Genomic DNA, 26054 nt, shown 5'->3' on the forward strand with positions numbered 1-26054 from the left:
CCTTGAAAACGCTGGAGAATGGAATGGCCCCGCGTGCCTATTGGAAGGGAACGTTGAAGCTCTCGCTGGTCAGCTGCCCCGTCGTGCTCTACCCCGCTGCAACCGCCGCCGAGAAGACGCGGTTTCATCTCATCAACCGCGAGACCGGGAACCGGCTCAAGCAGCAGATGATCGATTCCGAGACCGGCGACGTCGTCGAGAGCGACCAGAAGGGCCGCGGCTACGAGCTGCGCAAGGGCAAGTATGTCGAGATCGAGCCGGAGGAGCTCGAAGCGGTGCAGATCGAGAGCAACCACACCATCGACATCGAGAGCTTCGTGCCGCGCGAGGAGATCGACAAGCGTTACCTTAACCACCCCTATTACATCGCGCCCGACGGCAAGGCCGCGGCCGACGCCTTTGCCGTGATCCGCGATGCGATGAAGGATCAGGACCGCGTGGCCCTCGCGAAAATCGTGCTCACCAATCGCGAGCACGTGATGGCGATCGAGCCTCTCGGCAAGGGCCTGCTCGGCACCACGCTGCGCTATCCGTACGAGCTGCGCGACGAGGACCAGTTCTTCGATGACATCAAGAGCCCGAAGATCACCAAGGACATGGTCGAGCTCGCCGGTCACATCCTGCACAGCAAGGCCGCGCATTTCGACCCTAGCGAATTCAAGGACGAGTACGAGAACGCGCTGAAGGCGCTGGTGAAGCGCAAGGCCAGCGGCAAGAAGATCGAGCTGCCGCAGCCCGAGGAGCGGCCGAGCAACGTCGTCAGCCTCATGGACGCGCTGAAGCAGAGCCTGAAGGGGCGCGGAGGCGGGAAGACATCGGCGAAGCCCCACGCGCGCCGGTCGACCGGGCGGCATCGCAGCGCGAAGAAGGCGCACCGGTCGACGGCAAGGCATCGCAAGGCAGGCTGACTGTCATTCCGGCGCGACGCAAGGCATCGCCCCCGGAATGACGGCTGGTCTAATCACCCGCCTTCAGCCTGTATCCGATTCCCGTCTCGGTCAGCACATAGTGCGGCCGTTCCGGGTCGGCTTCGATCTTCTGGCGGAGCTGGCGGACATAGACGCGCAGATATTGCGCGTCGGTCAGCTCGTCCCAGAGCTCCTTGAGCAGGAAGCGATGGGTGAGCACCTTGCCGGCGTGCTGCACCAGGACGCGAAGGAGATCGTATTCCTTCGGTGACAGCTTCACCTCGCGCTCGCCGACCTTGACGATGCGGCGGACGAGATCGACGGAGAGATCGCCGGTGCGAAACACAGGGCGCTCGCCTTTGACTTGAAGCTGGTGGCGCAGCGCGGCACGCAAGCGGGCCAGAAGCTCTTCCATGCCGAACGGCTTGGTCAGGTAATCGTCGGCGCCGAGATCGAGCGCCTGCACTTTGCCGGCCTCGTCGCCGCGGCTCGACAGCACCACGATCGGCACCTCCTCGTTGCGGGCGCGGATGGTGCGCAGCAGCTCGTGTCCCTGCACGTCGGGCAGGCCGAGATCGAGGATGATCAGCGCCGGCTCCTCGGCAAGCCTGTCCAGCGCGGTCTTGCCGTTCGACGCCTCCAGAATCTCATAGCCCTGCGTCGTCAGCCCCATCCGCAGCAGTTTACGGATCGGCGGCTCGTCATCGATGACCAGGACCTTGATCGGGGCAGCACTCACGCGGCGGTATCCAATGCGTGGGTCTGCACTGGGACGGGCAGACGGATGGTGAGGATCGCGCCGCTCCGGTCGCTGCGGTTGGCGGCCGAGATCGTGCCCCGCATCGCCTCGACGAAACCACGGGAGATAGCGAGGCCGAGGCCGGTACCGGGCCGGATATGATCACCCTTCTGCACGCGATAGAACTTGTCGAACACGCTCTCGAGCTCGTCGGGTGGGATGCCGCCGCCCTCATCGGCGATCTGGAGAACGATCTCATCCCGCTCGCGCTGACTGCGGATCGCGATCGTGGTGTCGGGCGCCGAGTATTTCGCGGCGTTGTCGAGCAGGTTGAACAGCACTTGCTCGAACAGCACGGCATCGAGCTCGAGCATCGGCACATCGGCCGCCAGCGCAAGCTCGACCTTGTGAGCAGCGAGGATCTTGGCCGCTCGCCGCAGCGCGCTACCGACGATCTCGCCGAGATCGTGCAGCGCCGTATTGGGCACGATGGCGCCGGATTCGAGCTTGGTCATGTCGAGCAGATTGGCAATGAAGCGGTTGAGCCGTTCGGACTCGTCGATCACGGTCGCGAGCAGGTCGCGCTTCTCGGTGTCAGAGAGCGCGCCGTCGAGGTCGCGCATGGTGGAGGCCGCCCCAAGGACCGAGGCGAGCGGCGTCTTCAAATCGTGCGAGATCGAGGTCAGGAGCGCCGAACGCAGCCGTTCGGATTCGACAGTGCGCTTGACGCGATCCATGTCCTCGACCAGCAGCACGCGTTCGATTGCGAGCGCGCCCTGGTCGACCAGCGCATCGAGCAGCCGGCGCTGGTCCGGGGTCAATAGCGGGCCGGTGCGGTCGTTGTCGATGCCGATGACGCCGATCGGACCACGGCCGGTGCGCATCGGCAGGAACAGCCGTTTCGCACCCGGCAGGGTGTCCGAGCCGCGGCCTGCGGTGCGGTCGTTGCTCCAGGCCCAATTGGCGGCGGCGAGGTCGGCCTGATCGAGCTCATCCTCCGGCGGATAGCCGGATTTCACCGTGAGCAGGCCCTCTTCCGGCAGCAGCAACACGACGCGGACCTTCAGCATCAGCGCGATCTGATAGGCGGTTGCCCACAACACATCGTCGAGCGTGCCGGTGCCGGCGAGCTTGCGGCTGAAGGCATGGAGCTGCTCGGTCATCCGGATCCGGCCGATCGCGGTGTCGGCCTGGATGCGCACACGTGCCGCGACATTGGAGACGATCATCGCCACCACCACGAACAGCACGAAGGCGGCAACGTTGGTCGGGTCGGTGATCGTGAAGGTATAGATCGGCGGCAGGAAGAAGAAATTGTAGCACAGCGAGGCCGCGACGGTCGCGAGCAGCGACGGCCACAGGCCGTAGCGGACCGCAACCGCGACCACCGCCGTCAGCAGCACGAGGTCGACGTTCTCGATGCCGAACCGGGGCTGGACCAGCTCCGCGGCGCCGAGCCCGATCAGCACGATCCCGAGCGCCTTCAGATAGGGCAGCGGGTTGAACGGCTCCGCGCGCGCAGCGGTCTGTACCGCGGTCTTGGGCACGGCCTCGCCGGGCAGCTCGTCACCGGCGATGACGTGGACGGTGATGTTGCCGGCGCGGCGCACCAGGTCATGCACGACTGAGCCGCGCGCTATCTCGAACCAGCGCGAGCGGGTCGACTTGCCGATCACGATCTGGGTGACGTTGTTGCCTTGTGCGAAGTTCACGACGTCGTCGGCGATGCGGCGGCCCACAGCGGGAATCGTCAGCGCCTCGCCGCCGAGCGATTCGGCAAGCCGCAGCGTATCGGCCAGCCGGTCGCGCTCCTCGTCGGAAAGCTGGAGCGAGCGGCGCGTCTCGATCGAGAGCGCGGTGAACGGGGCATGCAGCCGATCGGCCAGCCGCTTGGTATAGCGCACCAGCCCGGCCGCGCGCGGATCCTCGCTGACGCAGACGAGGATACGTTCGCCCGCAGCCCAGGGACCGGCGATGGCGTTCGCCTGCATGTGGGTGAGGAGCTGCTCGTCGACCCGCTCGGCCGTGCGCCGCAAGGCGAGCTCGCGCAACGCGGTCAGATTGCCCGGCGAGAAATAATGCTCCAGCGCCCGCTCGGCTTGCCTCGGCACATAGACCTTGCCCTCCTTCAGCCGCTGAATCAGGTCGTCGGGCGTGAGGTCGATCAGCTCGATCGCATCGGCGCGATCGAACACCGAATCCGGCACCGTCTCGCGCACCCGCACATGGGTAATCTGGGCGACGACGTCGTTCAGGCTCTCGATGTGCTGGATGTTGACGGCGGTATAGACGTCGATGCCGCGGGAGAGCAGTTCCTCGACATCGAGATAGCGCTTGGGGTGGCGGCTGCCGACCGCGTTGGTGTGGGCGAGTTCGTCGACCAGCGCAATTTGCGGCCGCCGCGCGATCACGGCATCGAGGTCCATCTCCTCGACGATCTGGCCGCGGTAGTCGATCCTCTTGCGGGGGACCATTTCGAGCCCGCGCACCAGCGCCTCGGTCTCAGCCCGGCCGTGGGTCTCGACGAAGCCGACCACGACGTCGATGCCGGCTTTGCGCTTGGCGTGGGCGCTTTGCAGCATCTCGTAGGTCTTGCCGACGCCCGGGGCGGCGCCCACGAAGATCTTCAGCTTGCCGCTCGCGCTTTCTGCCCGACGCGCGGTTTCCAGCAACGCATCGGGCGACGGACGTTGTTCGGGATCGCGGCGCGGTTGAACCATCAGGCCAATATAATCATCCCGGCGTGCTGAGCCTAGACTACTTCGCGGCGCGGTCGAGCGCGAGATTCAGCGCCAGCACGTTGACGCGGGGCTCGCCGATCAGGCCCAGCAAACGGCCTTCGGTATTGGCAGTCACGAGCTGCCTGACCTGGTCCTCCGGCACATTCCGTGCCTTCGCCACGCGCGGCACCTGGAATTGCGCCGCTTCCGGCGAGATGTCGGGATCAAGACCGCTAGCTGACGTCGTCACCAGATCGACCGGTATCGGCGCGGATGGATTTTCTACCTTCAGCTTGTCCACATCTTCCTTCAGCCGGTCGGCCAGCGCCTTGCTGGTGGGGCCGAGATTGGAGCCGCCCGAATTGGCAGCGTTGTAGGGCGCCGGCACAGTTTTGGTCGAATCATTGGGATCGGGCGCCAGCGTCGCCGAGGGACGACCGCGGAAATATTTGTCGTCCTTGAACTCCTGCCCGATCAGAGCGGATCCGACCACCCTGCCGTCCCTTTCGATTAGGCTGCCCTGCGCCTGCACCGGAAACAACGTGCCGGCGATGGCAGTCATTGCGAGCGGATAGGCAAGGCCCGTAATGGCGGTGAGCACCAGCAAGAGCACGATGCCGGGGCGAATTTCTCTGAGCATGATGGGTCTCCAGTTATTTCATCATTACAAGCGAAGCGAAGCAATCCAGAGTTTCTCCGCGGCGGCAGCCAGGATTGCATCGTCGCTTCGCTCCTCGCAATGAGGGGACTAAGCCAAATGCAAGGCGGTGACGACGAGGTCGATCGCCTTGATGCCGATGAAGGGAATAACGATGCCGCCGAGGCCGTAGATCAAGAGGTTGCGGCGGAGCAGCGCGCCGGCACCGACAGCGCGGTAGGCGACGCCCTTCAGCGCCAGTGGAATCAACGCCACGATGATGAGGGCATTGAAGATGATCGCCGACAGGATGGCGCTCTGCGGGCTCGACAGGCTCATGACGTTGAGCACGTTGAGTTGGGGGTAAAACGCCAGGAACATCGCCGGGATGATCGCAAAATACTTGGCGACATCGTTGGCGATGGAGAACGTGGTCAGCGCACCGCGCGTCATCAAGAGCTGCTTGCCGATCTCGACCACCTCGATCAGCTTGGTCGGGTTGGAGTCGAGATCGACCATGTTGCCGGCCTCACGGGCGGCCTGGGTGCCGGTGTTCATGGCGACACCGACATCGGCCTGCGCGAGCGCCGGCGCATCGTTGGTACCGTCGCCGCACATGGCGACCAGCTTGCCCTTGGCCTGCTCATCGCGAATCAGCCGGAGCTTGTCCTCGGGGGTGGCCTGCGCCAGGAAGTCGTCGACGCCCGCTTCCGCCGCGATCGCGGCCGCCGTCATCGGGTTGTCGCCTGTAATCATGATGGTGCGGATACCCATGCGGCGCAGCTCGGCGAAGCGTTCGCGGATGCCGCCCTTGACGATGTCCTTGAGCTGGATGACGCCGAGCAGCTTGCCGTCCCTGGCGACCGCGAGCGGCGTGCCGCCGGCCTTCGAGATATCATCGGCAATAGTCTGGATCTCGCGACCGAGATCCGACAGGGCGGCCGGCTGGGTCGCCCGCGGCACGTTGCCGGAGGCAATCGCCAGCGGCGCGCCGCCGTCAACATAGTTCAGCATGGCGTCGACAGCGCCCTTGCGCACCGACGCGCCACCGGCATCAACGCCGCTCATGCGGGTCTGCGCCGTGAATGGGATGAAGGTCGCGCCAAGCTCGGCCATGTCCCGGCCGCGAATGCCGTATTTCTCCTTCGCCAGCACCACGATGGAACGGCCTTCCGGAGTCTCGTCCGCGAGCGAGGCCAACTGAGCTGCATCCGCCAGCTCCTGCTCGGTCACTCCGCGCACGGGACGGAAGGCGGTCGCCTGCCGGTTGCCGAGCGTGATGGTGCCGGTCTTGTCCAGCAGCAGTGTGTCGACGTCGCCGGCCGCCTCGACCGCGCGGCCGGACATCGCCAGCACGTTGAAGCGTACCAGACGGTCCATGCCGGCGATGCCGATCGCCGACAACAGCGCGCCGATGGTGGTCGGGATCAGCGTCACGAACAGCGCGACCAGCACGATCACCGAGATCGAGCCGCCGGCATAGGCCGCATAGCTGGGGATGGTGACGGTGGCGAACACGAAGATGACAGTGAGACCGGCGAGCAAGATGTTGAGCGCGATCTCGTTCGGGGTCTTCTGCCGCTCGGCGCCCTCGACCAGCTTGATCATGCGATCGATGAAGGTCGAGCCCTGGGCTGCCGTGATACGGACGCGGATCCAGTCCGACAGCACCTGCGTGCCACCCGTGACCGCAGAGCGGTCACCGCCGGATTCGCGGATCACGGGCGCGGACTCGCCGGTGATGGCGGCCTCGTTGACGGAGGCGACGCCCTCGATCACCTCGCCGTCGGAAGGGATGGTGTCGCCGGCCTCGACCAGCACGATGTCGCCTACTTTCAGGCTCGTGCCCGGCACGAGCTTGAAATTCTCGCCAGCACCAGTGAGGAGCTTGGCCTGGCTTTCCGTGCGGGTCTTGCGCAGCGATTCGGCCTGCGCCTTGCCGCGGCCTTCGGCCACGGCTTCGGCGAAATTGGCGAACAGCACCGTGAACCAGAGCCAGACGATGATCTGGAAGGTGAAGCCGAGGTTCGCGCCGCCAATGACGAGGTCGCGCAGGGAGATCACAGTCGTGAGCACTGCAACGACCTCGACAACGAACATGACGGGATTCTTCACCATCAGACGCGGATCGAGCTTGGCGAAGGAGGCGCGGATCGCGGGCATCACGATTCTGGGATCGAGCATTGCCGACATCGGCGCACGTTTTTGCAGTTTCATCGTATCCATGGAGGTCACTCCAACAATCAGAACAGGTTGCCGGCGTTCATCGCCAGATGTTCGACGATCGGGCCGAGCGCGAGCGCCGGGAAGAAGGTCAGGCCGCCCATAATCAGGATGACGCCGACCACGAGGCCGACGAACAGGCCTCCGGTGGTCGGGAACGTGCCCACGGACGCCGGGATCGATTTCTTCTCCGCAAGCGAGCCCGCGATCGCCATGGCCGGGACGATCATGAAGAAGCGGCCGACGAACATCGCGCTTGCCAGCGTCAGGTTGTAGAAGAAGGTGTTGCCGGTGAGCCCGGCGAAGGCCGAGCCGTTGTTGCCGGCCGCCGATGTGAAGGCGTAGAGCACTTCGGTGAAGCCGTGCGGGCCGGCATTCGCCATGGAGGCGACTGCCGTCGGATAGACCACGCCGACGGCGGTCCAGCCGAGGATCATCAGCGGCAGCACCAGGATCGCCAGCATAGCCATCTTGACCTCACGCGCCTCGATTTTCTTGCCGACATATTCCGGGGTGCGGCCAACCATAAGGCCCGCGACGAAGATCGCGAGGATGACGAACAGCAGCATGCCGTACATGCCGGCGCCAACGCCGCCGACGATGATTTCGCCGAGCTCCATGTTGATCAGCGGGATCATGCCGCCGAGTGCGGTAAAACTGTCATGCATCGCGTTGACAGCGCCGCACGAGGCGGCGGTGGTGACGACGGCAAACAGCGAGGATGCGATGATGCCGAACCGGACCTCCTTGCCTTCCATGTTGCCGCCGGTCAGGCCCAGCGCATGGAGCGTCGCGGTGCCGTTTGCTTCCGCCCAACAGGTGATGGCGACGCCAGCCAGGAACAGCACGCCCATCACGGAGAGGATTGCCCAGCCCTGGCGCTGGTTGCCGACCATGCGGCCGAATACGTTGGTGAGTGCGGCGCCGAGTGCAAAGATCGAGAGCATCTGCACGAAATTCGACAGCGCGGTCGGGTTCTCGAAGGGATGAGCGGCGTTGGCGTTGAAGAAGCCGCCACCGTTGGTGCCGAGCATCTTGATCGCGACCTGGGAAGCGACCGGCCCGACCGCGATGGTTTGCTTGGCGCCTTCGAGCGTCGTCGCCTCGATATACGGCCCGAGCGTCTGCGGCATGCCCTGCCAGACCAGGAACAGCGCATAGACGACGCAGATCGGCAGCAGCACGTAGAGCGTACACCGGGTGACGTCGATCCAGAAATTGCCGACCGTGCGCATCGAGGCGCGCGAGAAGCCGCGGATCAAGGCCATCGCCAGCGCGATGCCGGTCGCGGCCGACAGGAAGTTCTGGTGCGTCAGGCCGAGCATCTGCACGAGATAGGACAGCGTGCTCTCGCCGCCGTAGTTCTGCCAGTTGGTGTTGGTGATAAAGGAGACCGCGGTGTTGAAGGAGAGATCCTCGGCGACCGCGCCCTGCCCGGCCGGATTGAACGGCAGCACGGCCTGAAGGCGCATCACGCCGTAGATGATGAGGAAGCCGCCGACATGGAACAGCAACATGGCGACCGTGTAGGTCAGCCAATGCTGCTCGCGCTTCTCGTCGACGCCGGAAATCCTGTAAATGCCGGCCTCGATCGGACGCAGTACCGGCGAGAGGAAGGTGCGCTCGCCGTTGAACACGCGCGTCATGTACCCGCCGAGCGGTTTTGCGAGCGCAACGATAATGGCGCAAAACAGAATGATCTGGAGCCAACCGATCATAGTCATGGAATCAACCCTTCAGGCATGGTTCCGGCGTAGCAGAGGCAGAAGCACCGTCAGCAGGCCGGCGACGAGCATGGCGTCCGCCAGCAACAATTCGAGAATCAGCAGCACGGCTCAGAACCGCTCGGGCCGCAGCAGCGCGTAGGTGAGATAGGCCAGGAGGCCGAACGAAACGGCACCGGCGAGGGCATAATCGAAGATCATGATCCGCTCCGTCACAGCCGTTCGCAGGTATAGGTGTAGCCGATCGCGAGCGCGAACAGGCCGAAGGCCAGGGCCAGCATCACAATGTCCATCATGGAGATACTCCTCGTTGCGCCCTGATGTCAGGCGCAACCGCTTCTCGGGGATCCGACGAGCTCGAAGGAAACGCAGGCGCATTTCCGCGGGGCTCCGGCCGGGACTTTTGACCGCGCTGAAGTGACACCACGGGCATAGGTTTTCGAGATGAGGCCCATGGCGACGTTATAGGAATCTCATAAAGGCCGTAGCCGCCACACCGACATATCATTCCGGGCGATCGTTCCGGACAGGCACGCGGCGATGCAATCCGATCATCGCTTGCGCTGCCGATCGTTACGTCAGGCGGACTCCGGGGTTTCCAAAAAGCCCTGCTTCTATAAGTCTCCACCTGCGGCGCAGCCGACAGTCGCATCTGTCGCTCCTACCCGGAAGACTCCATGCACTTATGAAATCCATATATCTCTCGCCCGATCCTCATCTCGCTTTCAAATACCCTCCCGGCCATCTTGGCAATGCCGGCCGACTGACCGACGCAAATTCCAGGAGGCCTGATATGACCGCCTCACTCCGACGCCTTGACCCGCCTTCCCTGAGCGAGCGGCTTCGCGCGGCACCGGCGATGACACGGGCGCTGATGCTCGACATCATCGAGCACGCCTGCCGGCGCGTTCCCTCGCTCGGGCAAAGCGAACGCACCACACGGATCGTGCGCCTGATCGACGTCGAGGCCTGGGCCGATGCGGCGCTGGCGCTGGTGGAGCTCGAGCTGCCGAGGTGGCAGGTCCGCCGTATCGCCTATGACGAGGGCGAGTGGCATTGCGCGCTGTCGCGCGAACGCGAGTTGCCGGACTGGCTCGACACCGCGGTCGAGGCGCGCCATGTCGACCTTTCGCTTGCCCTGCTGTCGGCCTTCGCTGAAGTCCGGACCGAGCGTGCGGAGACACCGCGACCGAGCGTTTCTTCTGTCCGTCCGCTGCGAGAGCCACTCTACCAGCCGATCACGTGCGACAATTTCGGCTAGACGCTCCTAATGGAAGGACACCAGAAATGTCGACGCTGCGCAGAGCCCGGCTCAAACGTATCGTCCGGCATGGGCTCGCCGTCCTCTCGATGGGCAGCGTGCTCACAGCGCTGATCGCGCTGAGGACAGCAATTCTGTGCCTCGCGAGATAACGCATGATCGGACTCAAGATCATCATCCTGGCATTGATGGCTGCACTGCTGCTCGGCATGCGCATCGGCGCGGCGCCCGCCCCGGACAAGTAGCATGCATCCCTTCAAGGGACACCTGGAGCACGTGATCACCACGACCGTCCTGACCAAAGCGTTGAGCCTGATCTGGGGCGCGATCCTGACGCTCGTGATCACGCTTCTGGCACGCAGGCTCGGCGCCTAGCTGCTCACGGGCCATGCGCATGGCGATCGACCGCGAATAGACCACGTCTGCCTATGAGGCGAGCAACCGGGCACGCAGCGCAGTACGCGATGCCCAGTTGAGGCGGCATATCCCGCGGAAAAGACTCGGCCGATCTGGCGCAATTTCACGGAACCGTGTAGAGCGGTTTTATGAGCACAAGCAGCGTCAACGTGGTCGCCCACCCCCTGGTCCAGCACAAGCTCTCCTTGATGCGCGAGAAGGACCGCTCGACCAAGAGCTTTCGCGAGATCCTGAACGAGATCGGGATGCTGCTCGGCTACGAGGTGACGCGCGACCTGCCGCTGGAGCTGGTGGACATCGAGACGCCGATCGCCCCGATGCAGGCGCCGAAGATCGCCGGCAAGAAGCTCACCCTGGCGCCGATCCTGCGCGCGGGCGTCGGCTTCCTCGACGGCATGCTGGCGCTGATGCCCTCGGCGCGCATCGCTCATATCGGGCTCTACCGCGACCCCGAGACGTTGCAAGCCGTGGAATATTACTTCAAGGCACCGCAGGACCTGTCCGATCGCACCGTGATCCTGATGGATCCGATGCTGGCCACCGGCAATTCGGCCTGCGCCGGCGCGTCCCTGCTCAAGGCGCGCGGTGCCCGCGACATCCGCTTCGTCTGCCTCTTGGCCGCGCCCGAGGGCATCGCGCAGTTCCAGAGCGAGCATCCCGACGTGCCGGTCTGGACCGCCGCCATCGACGAGCGGCTCAACGACCACGGCTATATCGTGCCGGGCCTGGGCGATGCCGGCGATCGGATGTTCGGCACCAAGTAGACAGCTTTGCACGATCGGGTTACTCCGATTGCATGCTGATCGACAGATGTTCGCTGCAATCGCTGCTCCCGACCGAGACCGCCAGTCGCGTCCTCATGTTCGATGGCACGCCGATCTCGCGTGCGGAGCTCTCAGGAAGGATCGAGCAGACCGCCGCCTGGCTGGCCGCGCAGGGCATCGGGAGGGGCGACGTCGTCGCCGTCTGGCTGGTCAACCGGATCGAATGGCTCGCACTGCTGTTCGCCGCCGGCCGCCTGGGCGCGGTCGTCGCCGCCGTCAATACGCGCTATCGCAGTGCGGAGGTCGCGCATCTGCTCCGCCTGTCCGGTGCCAAGCTGATGGTGGTCGAGGCCGCGTTCCGCTCGATCGATTTTGCCGCCATTCTCGCCGGTGTCGCCAAGGACGAGGTGCCCGCGCTGCAACAGCTTGCCGTGGTGGGCAAGACCGCGATCCCCGCGCAATGGCCGAGTGTGCGGTTCGATGCCTTCGACAGGTCTTATCCGCCTGCCCCGCCGGCTCAGGAGGACGTCGATCTGCCCGTCCTGCTGTACACGACATCGGGCACGACGAAGGGCCCGAAGCTCGTCGCCCATTCGCAGCGGACGCTGGCGACGCATGCCGCGTCCGTCGCCAAGGCGCTGCAGCTTGATCCGCAGCGCCATTCGCTGCTGGCGATGCTGCCGTTATGCGGCACTTTTGGCATGACAAGCATGCTCGGTTTCATCGCAGCGGGCGCGACCATCCATGTACTCGATGCTTTCGAGGCGGCGCCGGCCGTGAGGATCCTCGGCGAGTGCAGGATCACGCATTCGTTCGGCTCGGACGAGATGTTCCGCCGCATCCTCGCGCTCACCGATGCACCACGACCGTTTCCGCATCTCGAAATCTGCGGCTTCGCCGCATTCCAGCCCGGCTGGCGCGAGTTGGCCGCGGAGGCCGAAGTGCGCGGTATGCCGCTGTTCGGCTTGTACGGTTCGAGCGAGGTGCAGGCGCTGTTCTCGATCGGCCGCGGCAGCGATGCCTTCGCCGATCGCATCGAAGGCGGCGGCTGGCCGATGTCGCCGGACGCGAAAATCCGCATCCGCGATGTCGAGACCGGCGAGCTTGCGGCCCGGGGCGGCTCCGGCGAGATCGAGATCAGCGCGCCGTCATGCTTCCTCGGCTACTTCAACAATCCCGAGGCGACGCGGGAAGCGATCACCGCCGATGGCTTCTTCCGCACCGGCGACATCGGCCGGCTGCGCGGGGATGGTTCGTTCGTCTACGAGACCCGTGCCGGCGATGCGATGCGGCTCGGCGGCTTCCTGGTCGCGCCCGGCGAGATCGAAGACGAGCTCAAATCGTGCGCGGGTGTCGCCGACGCCCAGGTGGTCGCGATCGACCTGAAGGGACAGGCCCGCTGCGTCGCCTTCGTAATTCCAGCTGGAGAGCCACCACGACAGGAAGCGCTAATCGCCCATGTGCGCGAGCGGCTCGCCGGCTACAAGGTGCCGGCGCGGGTCTATGTCGTGGATGCCTTCCCCGTCACCGACAGCGCCAATGGCGTCAAGATTCAGCGCGCCCGGCTTCGTGCCATGGCCATGGACCGGATCGCCGCTGAATAGGAACAGCCTTTTGAGCTTGCGCCCGAAGGTCGCTCAGTAAGACTTGGCGAGGCCAAGCACCTTTTCCGCGATGAAGCTGAGCGCGAGCTGCGGACTGACCGGCGCGATGCGCGGAATCAGGATCTCGCGCAAATAGCGCTCGACATGGAATTCCTTGGCATAGCCGAAGCCGCCATGGGTCATCACCGCCTGCTCGCAAGCCGAGAAGCCTGCCTCGCCAGCGAGATACTTTGCCGCATTGGCGGCGGCGCCGCAGGGCATGCGCTTGTCGTATTGCCAGGCCGCCGACATCACCATCAGCCAGGCCGCCTCGAGCTCGACCCAGTTCACCGCCAGCGGATGCTGGATGCCCTGATTCTTGCCGATGGGCCGGTTGAACACCACACGCGTCTTGGCGTATTCGGTCGCACGCGATAGCGCGAGCTTGCCGAGACCGACCGCTTCCGCCGCGATCAGGATACGCTCCGGGTTCATGCCTTCGAGGATGTACTCGAAGCCTTTGCCTTCCTCGCCGATCCGATCCTCCATCGGGATTTCAAAATCCTCGAAGAACAGCTCGTTGGAATCGACGATCTTGCGGCCCATCTTCTCGATCTCGTGGACCTTAATCTTGTTGCGGTCGAAATCGGTGTAGAACAGGCTGAGGCCGTGGGTCGGCGAGCGCACCTGTTCCAGCGGGGTGGTGCGCGCCAGCAGCAGGATCTTGTGCGCGACCTGCGCGGTCGATATCCACACCTTCTGGCCGTTGACGATGTAGCGATCGTTCTTGGCGACCGCGCGGGTCTTGAGCTGGGTGGTGTTGAGACCGGTGTTGGGCTCGGTAACCGCGAAACAGGCTTTCTCGCGACCCTCGACCATCGGCGGCAGCATGCGCTTGCGCTGCTCCTCGGTGCCGAACACGACGACGGGGTTGAGTCCGAACACGTTGATATGCACCGCGGACGCGCCGGACATGCCGGCACCTGATTCCGCGATGGTGCGCATCATGATCGCGGCTTCGGTAATGCCTAGCCCGGAGCCGCCATACTCCTCCGGCACGCAGATGCCGAGCCAGCCGGCATCTGCCAGCGCCTTGTGAAAGTCGTGCGGGAAGCCGCCGTCGTGATCCTTCTTCAGCCAATAGGCATCGGGAAAGCCTTCGCAGATCTTGGCGATGGCGTCGCGAATGGCTTCCTGCTGATCGGTGAGCGCGAAATCCATGTTCTTGATCTCCGTGCTAGGAGCCGCGGCGACTCACGTGCCCGATCTTTGAGCCCACCCAACCGGCGATGGAAGATTGCCGCGCCGGACCTTCCCTCGCTTGCGTTCTTTAGCTCGAAAAACTCAGTACAGATACGTGAATTTGCCTGCCAAGTGCGTGTACCATGCATAGGGTCATGCGGCGCGACGGTGCGAGCGCGTCGTTATTTCGCAAGGAGGGAAACCGCGATGGCCGGACTTTATTTCGAGGACTTCTCCGTAGGCCAGGAGTTCAGGCATCCGCTGACCCGGACCGTCACGGAGATGGACAACACCATGTTCAGCCTGCTGACGCTCAATCCGCAGCCGCTGCACATCGATGCGCATTTCGCCGAGAAGACCGAGTTCGGCCAGCGCATTTTCAACAGTCTTTACACCCTCGGTATCATGATCGGCATGACGGTCTATGATACGACCCTCGGGACCACTGTTGCCAATCTCGGCATGACCGACGTCACTTTTCCAAAGCCGGTCTTCCACGGCGACACGTTGCGGGCGACGACGAAGGTGCTTTCGTTGCGGGAATCGAAATCGCGCCCGAGGGCAGGCATCGTCGAGTTCGAGCACCACGCCCTCAACCAGAACGACGAGATCGTCGGCAAATGCCGGCGCATGGCGATGATGCACAAGAGGCCGGTCTGATGCGTTCGATGCTGTTCGTGCCGGGTGATTCCCCGCGCAAATTCGAGAAAGCGAGCGAAGGCAAGGCCGACGCGCTGATCATAGACCTCGAGGATTCCGTCGTCGCCGAGAAGAAGGAGCAGGCGCGCGGGTTGACGCTGGCGATGCTGAAGGGCTCTCGCGGCCCGCACCAGCTCTATGTCCGTGTCAACGCGCTCGACACCGGCATGACGCTTGTCGATCTCGCCACGGTGATGCCGGGCAAGCCCGACGGCATCGTGCTGCCGAAATCGCAAGGCGGCGACGATGTGCGGCAGGTGGCGACCTGGCTCGAAGCGTTCGAGGCGGCGGCCGGCATCGCGGTCGGCGCGACGCGCATCGTCTGCGTCGCGACGGAGACCGCCGGCTCCATCTTCGGGCTTGGCAGCTACAAAGGCTGCTCCCCTCGCCTCGCTGGACTGATGTGGGGTGCCGAAGATCTCTCGGCTTCGCTCGGCGCCACCGAGAAAGCCTCGGGCGGCGTGTTCCACAGCCCCTATCGGCTCGCGCGCGATCTCTGCCTGATGGCGGCGGCCGCGGCCGAGGTTGCGCCGATCGACACCGTCTATACCGACATTGACAATCTCGCCGGCCTCGACGCCGAGACGCGCGCGGCACGGCGCGACGGTTTTGCAGCCAAGGCGCTGATCCATCCCAAGCATGTCGATGTCGTCAACGCGGCCTTCGAGCCGACGGAGGCCGAACGCACATGGGCGGAGAAGGTAATCGCGGCATTCGCGAGCAATCCGAATGCCGGCACGCTGCGGCTCGACGGCCAGATGATCGACAAGCCGCATCTTCGCGCCGCGAAGAAGATCCTGGGCCAACCCTAGATCGCCGTCACTTCGGCTGACCGCGCGGGCGACCTTCAACCTGCCGAAGGTGTGTCGGTTGAAGCCGCGCCGTCAGTCGAACCCCTGAACGGGCGGAGCCGAGGTCTGCGCCGGCACGGCAGGCTCGGCTTGAACCGGCGGGGTCGGGTTGCCGGCAGCGCTCGTCTGGCCATTGGCAGCCATCGCCTCGCGCGTGCGCGGTGGGACGCGGGTCGCGGCAGCGCGACGTGGCGGCTGCGGGTGTCTTGCCGACTGCGAACCACTCAGGCCCCAGGACCGGGCGATCGAAGGTCCGGCGGTGTAACCAACCAACGCTCCGGCGACGGCTCCGACCGGGCCAAGTACGACCGCACCGGATAAGGCGCCGAGCGCTGCATCGCCCGCGCGCTCCTGCGCAACTGCGCTCGCCGGCACACAAGCCAGCATTGCAATAGCGGTGATCACAGCCTTGTTCATCGGAGCGCCTCCCTCGCGGCAGATCACTCCTGCTCAAATATGGCCGTACCAAGTTCGCTTGCCGGCCAACCAAGGGCAATCGATGGAACTCGGCGTTCGCAGCTCTTGCGCCCTCAACCGGGGCTCCACGCGGGCCACTCAGAGCAACTGCTAGACGATCCTGATCGACACGTCCGGCAGGCCCTCGAGCTTGCACAACAGCACGTCGCCCTTCACCACCGGGCCGACATTCTCCGGCGTGCCGGAATAGATGATGTCGCCCGCCTTCAGCTCGAACGCTTCCGACAGCTTTGCGATCTGCTCGGCGACGCTCCAGATCATCTTGCTGAGATCGGAGTTCTGCCGGACGGCGCCGTTGACTGCCAGCGAAATCGCACCCTTCTCGAAATGGCCGGTCTTGCTTGCCGGGCGAATCGGACCGAGCACGGCCGCATGATCAAAGCTCTTGCCGATCTCCCAGGGCTTCTTCTCCGCGGCCATGCCGTTCTGAAGATCGCGCCGGGTCATGTCGAGCCCGAGCGCATAGCCATAGACATGGTCGAGCGCCTTCTCGACCGGAATGTTGGTGCCGCCCGATTTCAGCGCCGCAACCAGCTCGACCTCGTGATGATAGTTCTTGGTCAGCGACGGATAGGGATGATCGGCGACCTCGCCGATCGCGACGTTCTGAATCGCGTCGGTCGGCTTCTGGAAGAAGAACGGCGGCTCGCGGTTCGGATCCGAGCCGCGCTCGATCGCGTGCGCCGCGTAATTGCGCCCGATGCAGTAGATGCGGCGCACCTGAAACACCTGGGTCTCACCGACGATCGGGATCGTCACCATCGGCACCGGAAAGATCGGCTTGGGTCCGGCCTGCGCGGCGGCCGGTGCGACCCCGGTCATCGAAACGGCGGTAGCCGCCGCAGCGGTTGCGAGCAAATCACGTCGCGTGGGTGAGGTCATCTCGGATGCTCCCTTTGCCTTTGCTTGGGCAGCGTCATGCGCGCCGATCCGGCTGATAGTCGATATTTGGTGTGCCAGCAACATGGATCGGCGCGGCTTGCTGGATACCGCGCGGTGCGAACCCGCTAACGGACGAAACGGTTGCCAGCGGCGGCACTGCTTGGTTCGGGCGCGGGAGCGACTCTCACGACCGCCGTTAGCGGGGCGCCATTGCGCAGCAGGACGAGTTTGACTTCCTCGCCGATGCGCGCAAGGCCGATCGTGTTGCGGAGCTGGGCGGCGGTGCGGATCGGGCGGTCGTCGGCCCTGATGATGATATCGCCCTTGCGCAGGCCTGCCTGTTGCGCCGGCGAATCCGCCGCAATGTCCGCGATGACGGCACCTTCGTTGAATCCCTTGTTGACTGATGGATGCAAGTCCTTCAGCGAAATGCCGATCCGGCCGCGCTCGACGCGGCCCTTGGCGACGATCTGCTCCATCACCTTCCGCGCCATGTTGACGGGAATTGCAAATCCGATGCCGACATTGCCGCCGGCAGGCGAGATGATGGCCGAGTTGATGCCCACCAGTTCTCCGCGCAAGCTGACCAGCGCCCCGCCGGAATTGCCGGGATTGATCGCAGCATCGGTCTGGATGAAGTCCTCATAACCCTGCTTGCCGAGTCCGGTCCGGCCCAGCGCGCTGACGAGGCCGGACGTCACGGTCTGGCCGAGGCCGAATGGGTTGCCGATCGCAAGCACGAAATCGCCGACTTCGAGCGCGTCGCTGTCGCCGAAGGAAAGCGCCTTGAGCCCGGCCGGGCTCTGGATCTGGAGCACCGCAACGTCCGTCGGCGGATCGCGGCCGATGACCTTCGCCGAGAACTGCCGGCCGTCCTTGGTGGTGATCTGAACGGCGGAGGTGCCATCGACCACGTGATTGTTGGTGAGTACGTAGCCGCGCTGTGCATCGACGATGACCCCCGAGCCGGTCGCGTTGACCTCCTTCTCGATCTGCCGGGGGACGTCGAAGAACTCGCGGAAGAGCGGGTCGCGATAGAGCGGATTGTCCTCGCGCACACGGCCATGCACGGAGATGTTGACCACGGCCGGCGTCACCTGACGCACCAGCGGCGCCAGGGTCGGCACAGAGCCGCCCGTCTTCAGGTCCGGAATTTGGCCAGCGGCGGGCTGCGATGCCGTGAGCGTCAGCAACAGCAACGCCAGCGAAAGCAAACGCACAGCATTCATCTTCGTCACCTGCCGCCTAGCCCAGAATAGAAGAACTTTGTGGCCTCAGTCACGCGGCGCGGCGGTGAGACCGTGCATGGCCAGATAAGGAACGGCGAAGGCCGCCGAGGCCTGACCGATCAGCACGAGCGTCAGAACAGTGTGCGTGAGCATCATGCGGCTCGCCTCTCGGCGGCGGCCCAGGGCCGCCGCAACCGCATCGGGACGCCGCCCCCGCGCGGCGGGTCGTCATTGTCATTGTCGCCGTCGAGCCGGCGCAACGCCGTCAGAATATCGGCGAGCCGCACGGTGTGGCTCATGCCTGGTATCTCGCGCAGCGCGGGACAGGATTCGACCGCGTACATGTCCGAGGCCCAGGATGACAGGATGATCCGCTTCTCCGGCGTGGAGAGCTCCTCTGCATTCAGGACGTCGGCAGGCGAGTCGTAATGGGCAGCGGGATGAAACAGCGGGCTGAGAGTGCCGGCATTGGTGTTCACGTTGGTCATCGGTCCTCCCCTCATGCTCCTTTCCAAGGGACGGGTTTGTTGACGATGGACGGCGGCGCCGACCGCCGCCGTCCGCGATTGATGCTAATGAGTGTTGATCGCGATGCGCTTGACGCCTTCGCGTGCTTTTTCCGACTTCGGCAGCGACACGGTCAGGACGCCATTCTTGAACGACGCCTCGGCCTTGTCCTCCTCGACGCCCTCCAGCGGGATCTGCCGCTCGAAAGCACCATAATAGCGCTCGGTAAAGTACCTGCCTTCGCCGTTGCGCTCGGCTTTTTTCTCGCCGCGGAGCGTCAGGACGCCATTGGCGATCTCGACCTGGACGTCCTTCTCCTCCAGTCCGGGAAGTTCGGCCGAAACGGTCAGCGTCTTGTCGGTCTCGCTGAGCTCGACCTTTGGCCAGCCGAAACGGCCCTCCATCAGCGGCGACAGGCTGGTCCCGCCGAAGCCGCGGAAGACATCGTCGAACAGACGGTTCATCTCGCGATGAAGCGTCAGGAACGGATCGAAGTTATCGCGCGCAGGCGCGAGCTCCTGGTTCCTCGACCAGGGAATGAGATCACGAAAAGCCATGGTTCTCTCCTCCATGCATCGGGGAACGCGGCGCGCATCCTAGCGCCGCGTTCCGCCGTTCGCCCGATCGAATGCTTAGGCTGCTTTCTTCTGCTCGATCTGCGATGCCGCAGGTGTGCCGCCGTTGATCGCGATCCGGCGCGGCTTCATGGCTTCCGGAACCTCGCGGACGAGGTCGATGATCAGGAGCCCGTCCTGGAAGGAGGCCTGCTTCACCTGGACATAATCGGCGAGGTTGAACACGCGCCGGAAAGGACGCGCGGCGATGCCCTGATAGAGGTACTCGCGCGGGGCGCCCTCGGGCTTTCTGCCTTCGATCGTGAGCGCGTTCTGTTCGGCCGTCACCGTGATGTCGTTGGCGCCGAAGCCCGCCACGGCAAGGCTGATCCGGTAATGATCTTCGCCGGAACGCTCGATGTTGTAGGGGGGATAATTGTCCTCGGTCGCCTGGCGCAGCGTGCTGTCGACGAGGTCGGCCAGGTGGTCGAAGCCGATGGTGGAGCGCCACAGGGGCGCGAAGTCGAAACTGGTCCTCATAACCAAGTCCTCCAAAGAGCAAGATGGATACGAAGGAGCGCAAGGCGGGGATTTCAGACGGGTCCGAAAAGACCAGCCCGGCGCCCGTGCCGGACCCGATTCTGGCATCCGGCACACCGCTCTCGCGGCGAAAAACGACTTAGAAAAAGCGATATCAGTTTCAAGGGGGCTGCCACAAATTTTTTGTGCCCCACCCTGGTTGATGCTCGGCTGACGGCCCGCCCCCTCCCTGCCCGCGACCACCGGCGGCGGGTGGCCCGGAAGCCCCCGGGATCGATCGCGGGGTAAAATAGAGATAAATTGGCGAGCTTGGCAAAGACCAGGGTTGCCTCTTATGCATCCGGACCGGCAACGCATGACGAAGCACCGGGCCGCATACGACAGCGGGGGATACGGAACGCACCCAACCGGTCGCGCAGCGGCATGCGCGCTGACGATTGCGCTGCTCGCAGCCGCAACGATGTGCGCGGCGCGCGCCGGCGACGGGCCCGTCGTGGCGGCGGAATTGAAGGCGATCGGAACGGTCGATACGCGCTTTCAGTCCTACAACATCGAAATGGTGGAGGTGACCGGCGGACGGTTCTGGAAGCCCTATCCGCGAACGGCACGGACCTTCGACCAGCGGGATCGTTACAGCGCAAGACCGCCGATCGATCTGTCCAATGCACGCCTGCGCCTGCTCGCCGCCGCCTTGTCGCCGGCCTATCTGCGCGTGAGCGGCACCTGGGCCAATGCGACGTTCTTGGCCGACCCGCCGGGAAAGCCGCCGCCGGGGTTCAACTCCGTCCTCAGCCACGACCAGTGGCGCGGCGTCGTCGAGTTCGCGCGCGCGGTCGATGCCGAGATCGTCACCTCGTTTGCGATCAGTCCTGGCAGCCGCGATGCCGATGGCGTGTGGAAACCGGATCAGGCGCAGCAGCTCATCGACACCACGCGCGCGCTGGGCGGCCGCATCGCCGCCGCCGAATTCATGAACGAGCCGACGCTCGCAGCGACCAACGGCGCACCCGCCGGCTATGACGCGACCGCCTATGGCCGCGACTTCAAGATCTTCCGCGACTGGGTGCGGCGCGAGGCGCCTGAGACCTTGATCCTCGGTCCAGGCTCCGTTGGCGACGCGCCATCGCCATCCGGGGCGGGCATCACCACGCGCGATCTGCTCGCTGCATCCGGTTCGGGGGTCGACCGCTTCTCCTATCACCACTACAACACGATCTCGCCGCGCTGCGGCGGGCACGATGATCCGGCGCAGGCGCTCTCGGAAGGATGGCTGGCACGCACGGATGCGACACGCGCGACCTACCAGGCGCTGCGCGACACATTCGAGCCGGGCAAGCCGATCTGGCTGACTGAGACGGCTGATGCGGCCTGCGGCGGCAACCGATGGGACGGGACGTTTCTCGACACGTTCCGCTATCTCGACCAGCTCGGACGCCTGGCGAAGGCCGGCGTCCAGGTAGTGATGCACAACACCCTCGCTGCCAGCGACTACGGTCTGCTCGACGAAGCCACGTTCCGGCCGCGGCCGAGTTACTGGGCTGCGCTGCTCTGGCGGAGGCTGATGGGACCGACCGTGCTCGATGCAGACAGGGCCGCTTCGCCAGATCTTCATCTCTACGCCCATTGCCATCCGACCATGGCAGGTGCGGTGTCGCTGCTCGCGATCAACACGTCGCGCCGCGCCTCGCGCCCGCTGACGCTCTCGGACTCAGCCGAGCGGTACGCACTGCATGCGGCGCGTTTGCAAGGCACGGTTGTGCAGCTGAACGACAAGACGCTCGCGCTGACTGCCGATGGCAGATTGCCCCGGCTTGACGCGCACGCAGCACCGGCAGGAGCAATCCGGCTCGCGCCCGCGACCATCACCTTCCTGTGTTTCCGAACGCGGCAAATCCCGCCTGCTTGCCGCGACGATGAGGCGGCCGAGCCGGCCGCCATAGTGCCCGATGATCGCGCCGCCGATCAGCCGCGCCGTGAAGCCGACCGCATAGCTCGAGAACGCCGCGAGCGTGCCAACATGCGCGGTCGTCGAGTTCTCCGCTGGCGCAGAGACCCTGTCGCTGCCGTGCCCTGCCGTCGATTCCGGTGCGCATCATGGCCAAATCGCGCTGGAATGAGCACCGATGCTCCAAACTCATGTCCTGCACGGACCCTGACTGCCGAATCCGACCTCTCATTCGCCATTGACAAACTCATTTGCTATTATCTAACCTGCAGCCACAACGACCAGCCGTGCCAAGCGGCCAATAAGCGAGGGAACGACGATGAGAGGGCTTTTGGCCTGCGCCATGCTCGCGGCCATGACGTCTGCTGCTACTGCACAAGTCTCGGACGACGCGGTCCGGATCGGCGTGCTGACGGACCTGTCGAGCTGGGGCCGCGACAACAGCGGGCCTGGCTCGGTCGAAGCCGCCAAGATGGCGGTGGAGGAATTCGGGCCGACCGTGCTCGGCAAGCCGATCGAGATCATCAGCGCCGACCACCAGATGAAGACCGACGTCGGCGTGCAGATCGTGCGCGGCTGGTTCGACAACGGCAAGGTCGACGCTGTCGTCGACATCCCCAATTCCGGCATCGCCATCGCCGTTCACAACATGGTGCGCGAACGCAACAAGATCGCTCTGCTCTCCGGCCCCGGCGCGAGCTCGCTGACCGACGAGCTGTGCAGCCCCAACACCGTGCATTTCACCTACGACACCTACGCGCTGTCGAAGGTGACGGCCTCCGCCGTGATCAAGGAAGGCGGCAAGTCCTGGTATTTCATCACCGCCGACTACGCCTTCGGCCAGCAGCTCGAGAAGGACGCAACCCGCTTCATCAACGAGATGGGCGGCAAGGTGCTCGGCGGCGTCAAGCACCCGACCAATACCGCCGATTTCTCCTCCTTCGCGCTCCAGGCGCAGAGCTCGAAGTCCGACGTGGTCGCGTTCGCCAATGCCGGCCAGGACACCGATAACGCCATCAAGCAGTCGGGCGAATTCGGCCTGGTGCAGGGCGGCCAGAAGCTGGTCGGCCTGTTGATGTTCGACACCGACGTGCACGCGATCGGCCTCAAGGCCGCGCAGGGCACCTATATGACCACGGCCTCATACTGGGCCATGGACGAGGCGACCCGGGCCTGGTCGAAGAAGTTCTACGAGCGCACCAAGGTGATGCCGACCATGATCCAGACCGGCGTCTACGGCTCGGTGCTGCATTATCTCAAGGCCATCAAGGCCGCCGGAACCGACGATTCGGCCAAGGTCATGGCCAAGATGCGCGAGCTGCCGGTCGAGGATACATTCGTCCATGGCGGACGCTTGCGCGAGGACGGTCGCGTCATCCGCGACATGTATCTCGCCAAGGTGAAGTCGCCCGAGCAGTCCAAGGAGCCGTGGGACTATCTGGACATCGTCAAGACCGTGAAGGGCGAGGACGCCTTCCGCCCGGTCTCCGAGTCCAAATGTCCGCTCTTGAAGAAGTGAGATCCAGATGACCGGCAGCGACCAAAGCACAATTGAGACTTACGAGTGCGATGTGCTCGTGGCCGGATCGGGCGCCTCCGGCATGTCGGCGGCAATCACCGCGCGTTATCGCGGCCTCGACGTACTCATTGTCGAGAAGGAGCCGCGCTTCGGCGGCACCACCGCCCGCTCCGGCGGCTGGCTCTGGATTCCCGGCACCTCGCTTGCCAGGGCTTACGGCATCGAGGAGACGCCGGAGCAGGCCCGCACCTATCTCCGCCACGAAGCCGGCAACAATTACGACGCCGCGCGGGTCGATGCATTCCTCAGCGCCGGCCCCGAAGCGGTCGATTTCTTCACTACCAAGACCGCGCTGCGCTTCGACATGCCGCTAGTGTTTCCCGACTACCATGCCGAGGCGCCCGGCGGTGTGCAGGGCGGCCGCTCCATGGTCACGCGCCCATTCGACGGCCGCGAGCTCGGCGACCTCATCAAGACCCTCGGCATGCCCCTGCCCGAACTGACCGTGTTCGGGATGATGCTCGGCTCCGGCAAAGAGATCATCCACTTCATGCGCGTGACGAAGTCGCTGACCTCCGCGGCCTATGTCGCCAAGCGCCTGTCACGTCATCTCATGGACGTGCTGCGCTACGGCCGCGGCATGACGCTCACCAACGGCAATGCGCTCGCAGGACGGCTGGCGAAATCCGCGCTCGACCTGAAGATTCCGATGTGGCTGTCCTCGCCGGTGCGCGAGCTCTCGGTCGAGAACGGTACCGTGACCGGCGCAATCGTTGCGCGCGAGGGACGCGATGTGCGCGTCCGCGCGCGCCAGGGCGTCGTGCTTGCCTGCGGTGGCTTTCCGCACGATGTCGAGCGGCGCAGAAAGATGTTTCCACATGCGCCGACGGGCAAGGAGCACTATTCGCCGGGCCCGACCGGCAACATTGGTGACGGCCTGCGCCTTGCGGAAAGTGCCGGCGGCCATGTCGAGGATCGCCTGCCGAACGCTGCCGCCTGGGTGCCGGTGTCGCTGACCACGCGCAAGGACGGCTCGAAGGGCGTGATGCCGCATTTCATCGACCGCGCCAAGCCCGGCGTGATCGCGGTGATGCGCGACGGCAAGCGCTTTACCAATGAGGGCAATTCCTATCACGACTTCGTCCAGGCCATGGTGAAGGCGGCCAAGCCCGGAGAAGAGATCGCGGCGTTTCTGGTCTGCGATCACAAGACGCTGCGCAAATACGGTCTCGGCTGCGTGCCGCCCTTCCCGATGCCGCTCGGGCATCACCTCAAGACCGGCTACCTCATGCGTGGCGACACGCTGGAAGCGCTCGCGGCGAAGGCCGGGATCGATGCCAAGGCGTTCACCGAGACCGTCAAGCAATTCAATGCGACCGCACCACAGGGCCAGGATGCCGCCTTCGGCAAGGGCTCGAAGGCCTATAATCGCTACCAGGGCGATGCGCTGCACGGCCCGAATCCCTGCGTCGCGCCGATCGAGAACGGCCCGTTTTACGCCATCAAGATGGTGATCGGCGATCTCGGCACTTATGCCGGCGTCGTCACCGACGAGAACGCGCGCGCGCTCGACGCCGAAGGCCGGGTGATTCCGGGGCTCTATGCCGCCGGCAACGACATGGCGAGCATCATGGGCGGCAACTATCCCGGCGCCGGCATCACGCTTGGGCCGGCGCTGACCTTCGGCTACATTGCCGGACGACACCTTGCCGACAGCGCCGCCAAGTGCGAGGCGGCGTAAGCGGACGCACGTCAGGAGGCGCATGAAGAGAGCAAGCCGCGGCATCCAGTCGATCGAGGTCGGCGGAGAACTGCTCCGCGCGCTCGCAAGGAGCGGCGAGCCGATGATGCTGCGCGATCTCGCCCGCGAAGCCGGCATGACGCCGGCCAAGGCGCATCCCTATCTCGCCAGCTTCTCACGCATCGGATTGATCGAGCAGGACGAGACCACCGGCCGCTACGAGATCGGCGCGCTGGCGCTGGAGCTCGGCCTGATCAGCCTGCGCCGCCTCTCCGGTGTGCGCATCGCACGTCCCAGGATCGCTAGCCTCGCAAGCCAGATCGGCCACGCGGTCTCGCTCGCGGTCTGGGGCACGCACGGTCCCACCGTGGTGCAACTGGAAGAGCCGGCCCAGCCCGTCCACATCGTGATGCGGGCCGGCTCGGTGATGGCGTTGCTGGAGACCGCGACCGGCCGGGCCTTCGCGGCATTCCTGCCGGAGAAGACGATCAGTGCCGCGCTGGAGAGCGGCCTCGATCGCCACGGCGTCGGCTACAATCCCAAGCGCGCGGTGAAAGGCGCGAAGATCGCCGAGATGCTCACGGAGGTCCGCAAGCATGGCCTCGCCCGCGCGCTCGGCGATCCTCTGCCCGGCGTCAATGCGTTCGCAGCACCGGTCTTCGATCATTCCGGCCATGTCGCGCTCGTCATCACCGCGATGGGCCCGGAAGGCACGTTCGACGCGCGCTGGGACAGCCCGATCGCGCATGCGCTGCGCGACTGCGCCGGCGCCATCTCGAAGCGGCTGGGTTACGGGATGACGGTTGCGGCGGAGTAAGAGGCAAACCGCCGCCTGACAACTGCTGTCATGCCCCGCGAACCGAAGAGGCATCCAGTACGCTGCGGCCTCTCG

The 26054-nt window shown here is 64.9% G+C and carries 23 protein-coding genes and 1 pseudogene; 11 read left to right on the forward strand and 13 right to left on the reverse strand.

Annotation, left to right across the window (positions count from 1 at the left end; all coding sequences use genetic code 11):
* The first annotated feature begins 23 nt into the window (after positions 1-23).
* A complete protein-coding gene (locus IVB01_RS26680; RefSeq protein WP_247278332.1) occupies positions 24-908 on the forward strand; it encodes a Ku protein in 885 nt (294 codons plus the stop codon).
* Between the two features lie 49 nt (positions 909-957).
* Here the strand turns inward: IVB01_RS26680 and IVB01_RS26685 are convergent, their stop codons facing one another.
* The 6 genes from IVB01_RS26685 to IVB01_RS26710 all read right to left on the reverse strand — a co-directional run bounded on the left by IVB01_RS26685 (position 958) and on the right by IVB01_RS26710 (position 9152).
* Complete coding sequence (locus IVB01_RS26685; protein WP_247278331.1) at positions 958-1647, reverse strand: response regulator transcription factor; 690 nt, start codon at positions 1645-1647, stop codon at positions 958-960.
* Complete coding sequence (locus IVB01_RS26690) at positions 1644-4367, reverse strand: sensor histidine kinase KdpD (RefSeq protein WP_247278330.1); 2724 nt, start codon at positions 4365-4367, stop codon at positions 1644-1646. The genes IVB01_RS26685 and IVB01_RS26690 overlap by 4 nt, the downstream gene beginning before the upstream one ends.
* A gap of 37 nt (positions 4368-4404) precedes the next feature.
* Complete coding sequence (locus IVB01_RS26695) at positions 4405-5007, reverse strand: K(+)-transporting ATPase subunit C (protein WP_247278329.1); 603 nt, start codon at positions 5005-5007, stop codon at positions 4405-4407.
* Between the two features lie 108 nt (positions 5008-5115).
* On the reverse strand, positions 5116-7230 hold the full coding sequence (gene kdpB, locus IVB01_RS26700) for a potassium-transporting ATPase subunit KdpB (RefSeq protein ID WP_247278328.1): 2115 nt from the start codon (positions 7228-7230) through the stop codon (positions 5116-5118).
* A 17-nt stretch (positions 7231-7247) separates the two neighbouring features.
* Complete coding sequence (kdpA, locus tag IVB01_RS26705; RefSeq protein ID WP_247278327.1) at positions 7248-8951, reverse strand: potassium-transporting ATPase subunit KdpA; 1704 nt, start codon at positions 8949-8951, stop codon at positions 7248-7250.
* A gap of 111 nt (positions 8952-9062) precedes the next feature.
* The gene (locus tag IVB01_RS26710) at positions 9063-9152 is read right to left on the reverse strand and encodes a K(+)-transporting ATPase subunit F (RefSeq protein ID WP_049823729.1); all 90 of its coding nucleotides are present in this window, start codon (positions 9150-9152) and stop codon (positions 9063-9065) included.
* 592 nt (positions 9153-9744) lie between these two features.
* On the opposite strand from IVB01_RS26710, the gene IVB01_RS26715 reads away from it, so the two are divergent.
* The 4 genes from IVB01_RS26715 (at position 9745) to IVB01_RS26725 (ending at position 12997) form a co-directional block, all read left to right on the forward strand.
* On the forward strand, positions 9745-10212 hold the full coding sequence (locus tag IVB01_RS26715) for a hypothetical protein (RefSeq protein ID WP_247278326.1): 468 nt from the start codon (positions 9745-9747) through the stop codon (positions 10210-10212).
* 246 nt (positions 10213-10458) lie between these two features.
* Positions 10459-10587: a hypothetical protein gene (locus IVB01_RS35515; RefSeq protein WP_256464592.1), complete on the forward strand. Its 129-nt coding sequence runs from the start codon at positions 10459-10461 to the stop codon at positions 10585-10587.
* A 170-nt stretch (positions 10588-10757) separates the two neighbouring features.
* The gene (gene upp / locus IVB01_RS26720) at positions 10758-11393 is read left to right on the forward strand and encodes a uracil phosphoribosyltransferase (RefSeq protein ID WP_130216606.1); all 636 of its coding nucleotides are present in this window, start codon (positions 10758-10760) and stop codon (positions 11391-11393) included.
* Between the two features lie 32 nt (positions 11394-11425).
* Entirely contained in the window at positions 11426-12997 is a 1572-nt protein-coding gene (locus tag IVB01_RS26725; protein WP_247278325.1) for an AMP-binding protein, read from the forward strand.
* Between the two features lie 33 nt (positions 12998-13030).
* On the opposite strand, the gene IVB01_RS26730 is transcribed toward IVB01_RS26725, so the two are convergent.
* Positions 13031-14197 (reverse strand): acyl-CoA dehydrogenase family protein, encoded by a 1167-nt coding sequence (locus tag IVB01_RS26730; protein WP_247278324.1) that lies wholly within the window; start codon positions 14195-14197, stop codon positions 13031-13033.
* A gap of 228 nt (positions 14198-14425) precedes the next feature.
* Here IVB01_RS26730 and IVB01_RS26735 point away from each other — a divergent pair, with 228 nt between their 5' ends.
* Positions 14426-14878 carry a MaoC family dehydratase gene (locus tag IVB01_RS26735; RefSeq protein ID WP_126255091.1) on the forward strand — a complete coding sequence of 151 codons (453 nt, stop codon included), beginning with the start codon at positions 14426-14428 and terminating at the stop codon, positions 14876-14878.
* Positions 14878-15729 (forward strand): CoA ester lyase, encoded by an 852-nt coding sequence (locus IVB01_RS26740; protein ID WP_247420958.1) that lies wholly within the window; start codon positions 14878-14880, stop codon positions 15727-15729. The genes IVB01_RS26735 and IVB01_RS26740 overlap by 1 nt, the downstream gene beginning before the upstream one ends.
* Before the next feature lie 72 nt (positions 15730-15801).
* Here IVB01_RS26740 and IVB01_RS26745 read toward each other — a convergent pair whose 3' ends face one another.
* From IVB01_RS26745 to IVB01_RS26770, 6 genes are all read right to left on the reverse strand, one after another.
* A complete protein-coding gene (locus IVB01_RS26745; protein ID WP_247278322.1) occupies positions 15802-16185 on the reverse strand; it encodes a hypothetical protein in 384 nt (127 codons plus the stop codon).
* Positions 16186-16335: 150 nt separating this feature from the next.
* On the reverse strand, positions 16336-17127 hold the full coding sequence (locus IVB01_RS26750) for a fumarylacetoacetate hydrolase family protein (protein WP_247494991.1): 792 nt from the start codon (positions 17125-17127) through the stop codon (positions 16336-16338).
* A 125-nt stretch (positions 17128-17252) separates the two neighbouring features.
* Complete coding sequence (locus IVB01_RS26755; protein ID WP_247278320.1) at positions 17253-18356, reverse strand: trypsin-like peptidase domain-containing protein; 1104 nt, start codon at positions 18354-18356, stop codon at positions 17253-17255.
* Positions 18357-18508: 152 nt separating this feature from the next.
* Positions 18509-18844, reverse strand: a complete 336-nt coding sequence (locus IVB01_RS26760; protein WP_247449799.1) for a hypothetical protein — start codon at positions 18842-18844, stop codon at positions 18509-18511.
* An 84-nt stretch (positions 18845-18928) separates the two neighbouring features.
* Complete coding sequence (locus IVB01_RS26765; RefSeq protein WP_247278318.1) at positions 18929-19420, reverse strand: Hsp20/alpha crystallin family protein; 492 nt, start codon at positions 19418-19420, stop codon at positions 18929-18931.
* Between the two features lie 75 nt (positions 19421-19495).
* Positions 19496-19957 (reverse strand): Hsp20 family protein, encoded by a 462-nt coding sequence (locus tag IVB01_RS26770; RefSeq protein ID WP_247278317.1) that lies wholly within the window; start codon positions 19955-19957, stop codon positions 19496-19498.
* Between the two features lie 556 nt (positions 19958-20513).
* Between IVB01_RS26770 and IVB01_RS26775 the strand changes: the two are divergent.
* The 4 genes and pseudogenes from IVB01_RS26775 to IVB01_RS26790 all read left to right on the forward strand — a co-directional run.
* A pseudogene (locus tag IVB01_RS26775) lies at positions 20514-21329 on the forward strand (hypothetical protein); the annotation flags it as partial.
* An 892-nt stretch (positions 21330-22221) separates the two neighbouring features.
* The gene (locus IVB01_RS26780; RefSeq protein WP_247278315.1) at positions 22222-23421 is read left to right on the forward strand and encodes an ABC transporter substrate-binding protein; all 1200 of its coding nucleotides are present in this window, start codon (positions 22222-22224) and stop codon (positions 23419-23421) included.
* Positions 23422-23428: 7 nt separating this feature from the next.
* Complete coding sequence (locus IVB01_RS26785; protein ID WP_247278314.1) at positions 23429-25162, forward strand: FAD-dependent oxidoreductase; 1734 nt, start codon at positions 23429-23431, stop codon at positions 25160-25162.
* Positions 25163-25184: 22 nt separating this feature from the next.
* The gene (locus IVB01_RS26790; RefSeq protein WP_247278313.1) at positions 25185-25979 is read left to right on the forward strand and encodes an IclR family transcriptional regulator; all 795 of its coding nucleotides are present in this window, start codon (positions 25185-25187) and stop codon (positions 25977-25979) included.
* Positions 25980-26054: the final 75 nt, after the last annotated feature.

Origin of the sequence: Bradyrhizobium sp. 164 (assembly GCF_023073715.1) — a bacterium.
Lineage (GTDB): Bacteria > Pseudomonadota > Alphaproteobacteria > Rhizobiales > Xanthobacteraceae > Bradyrhizobium.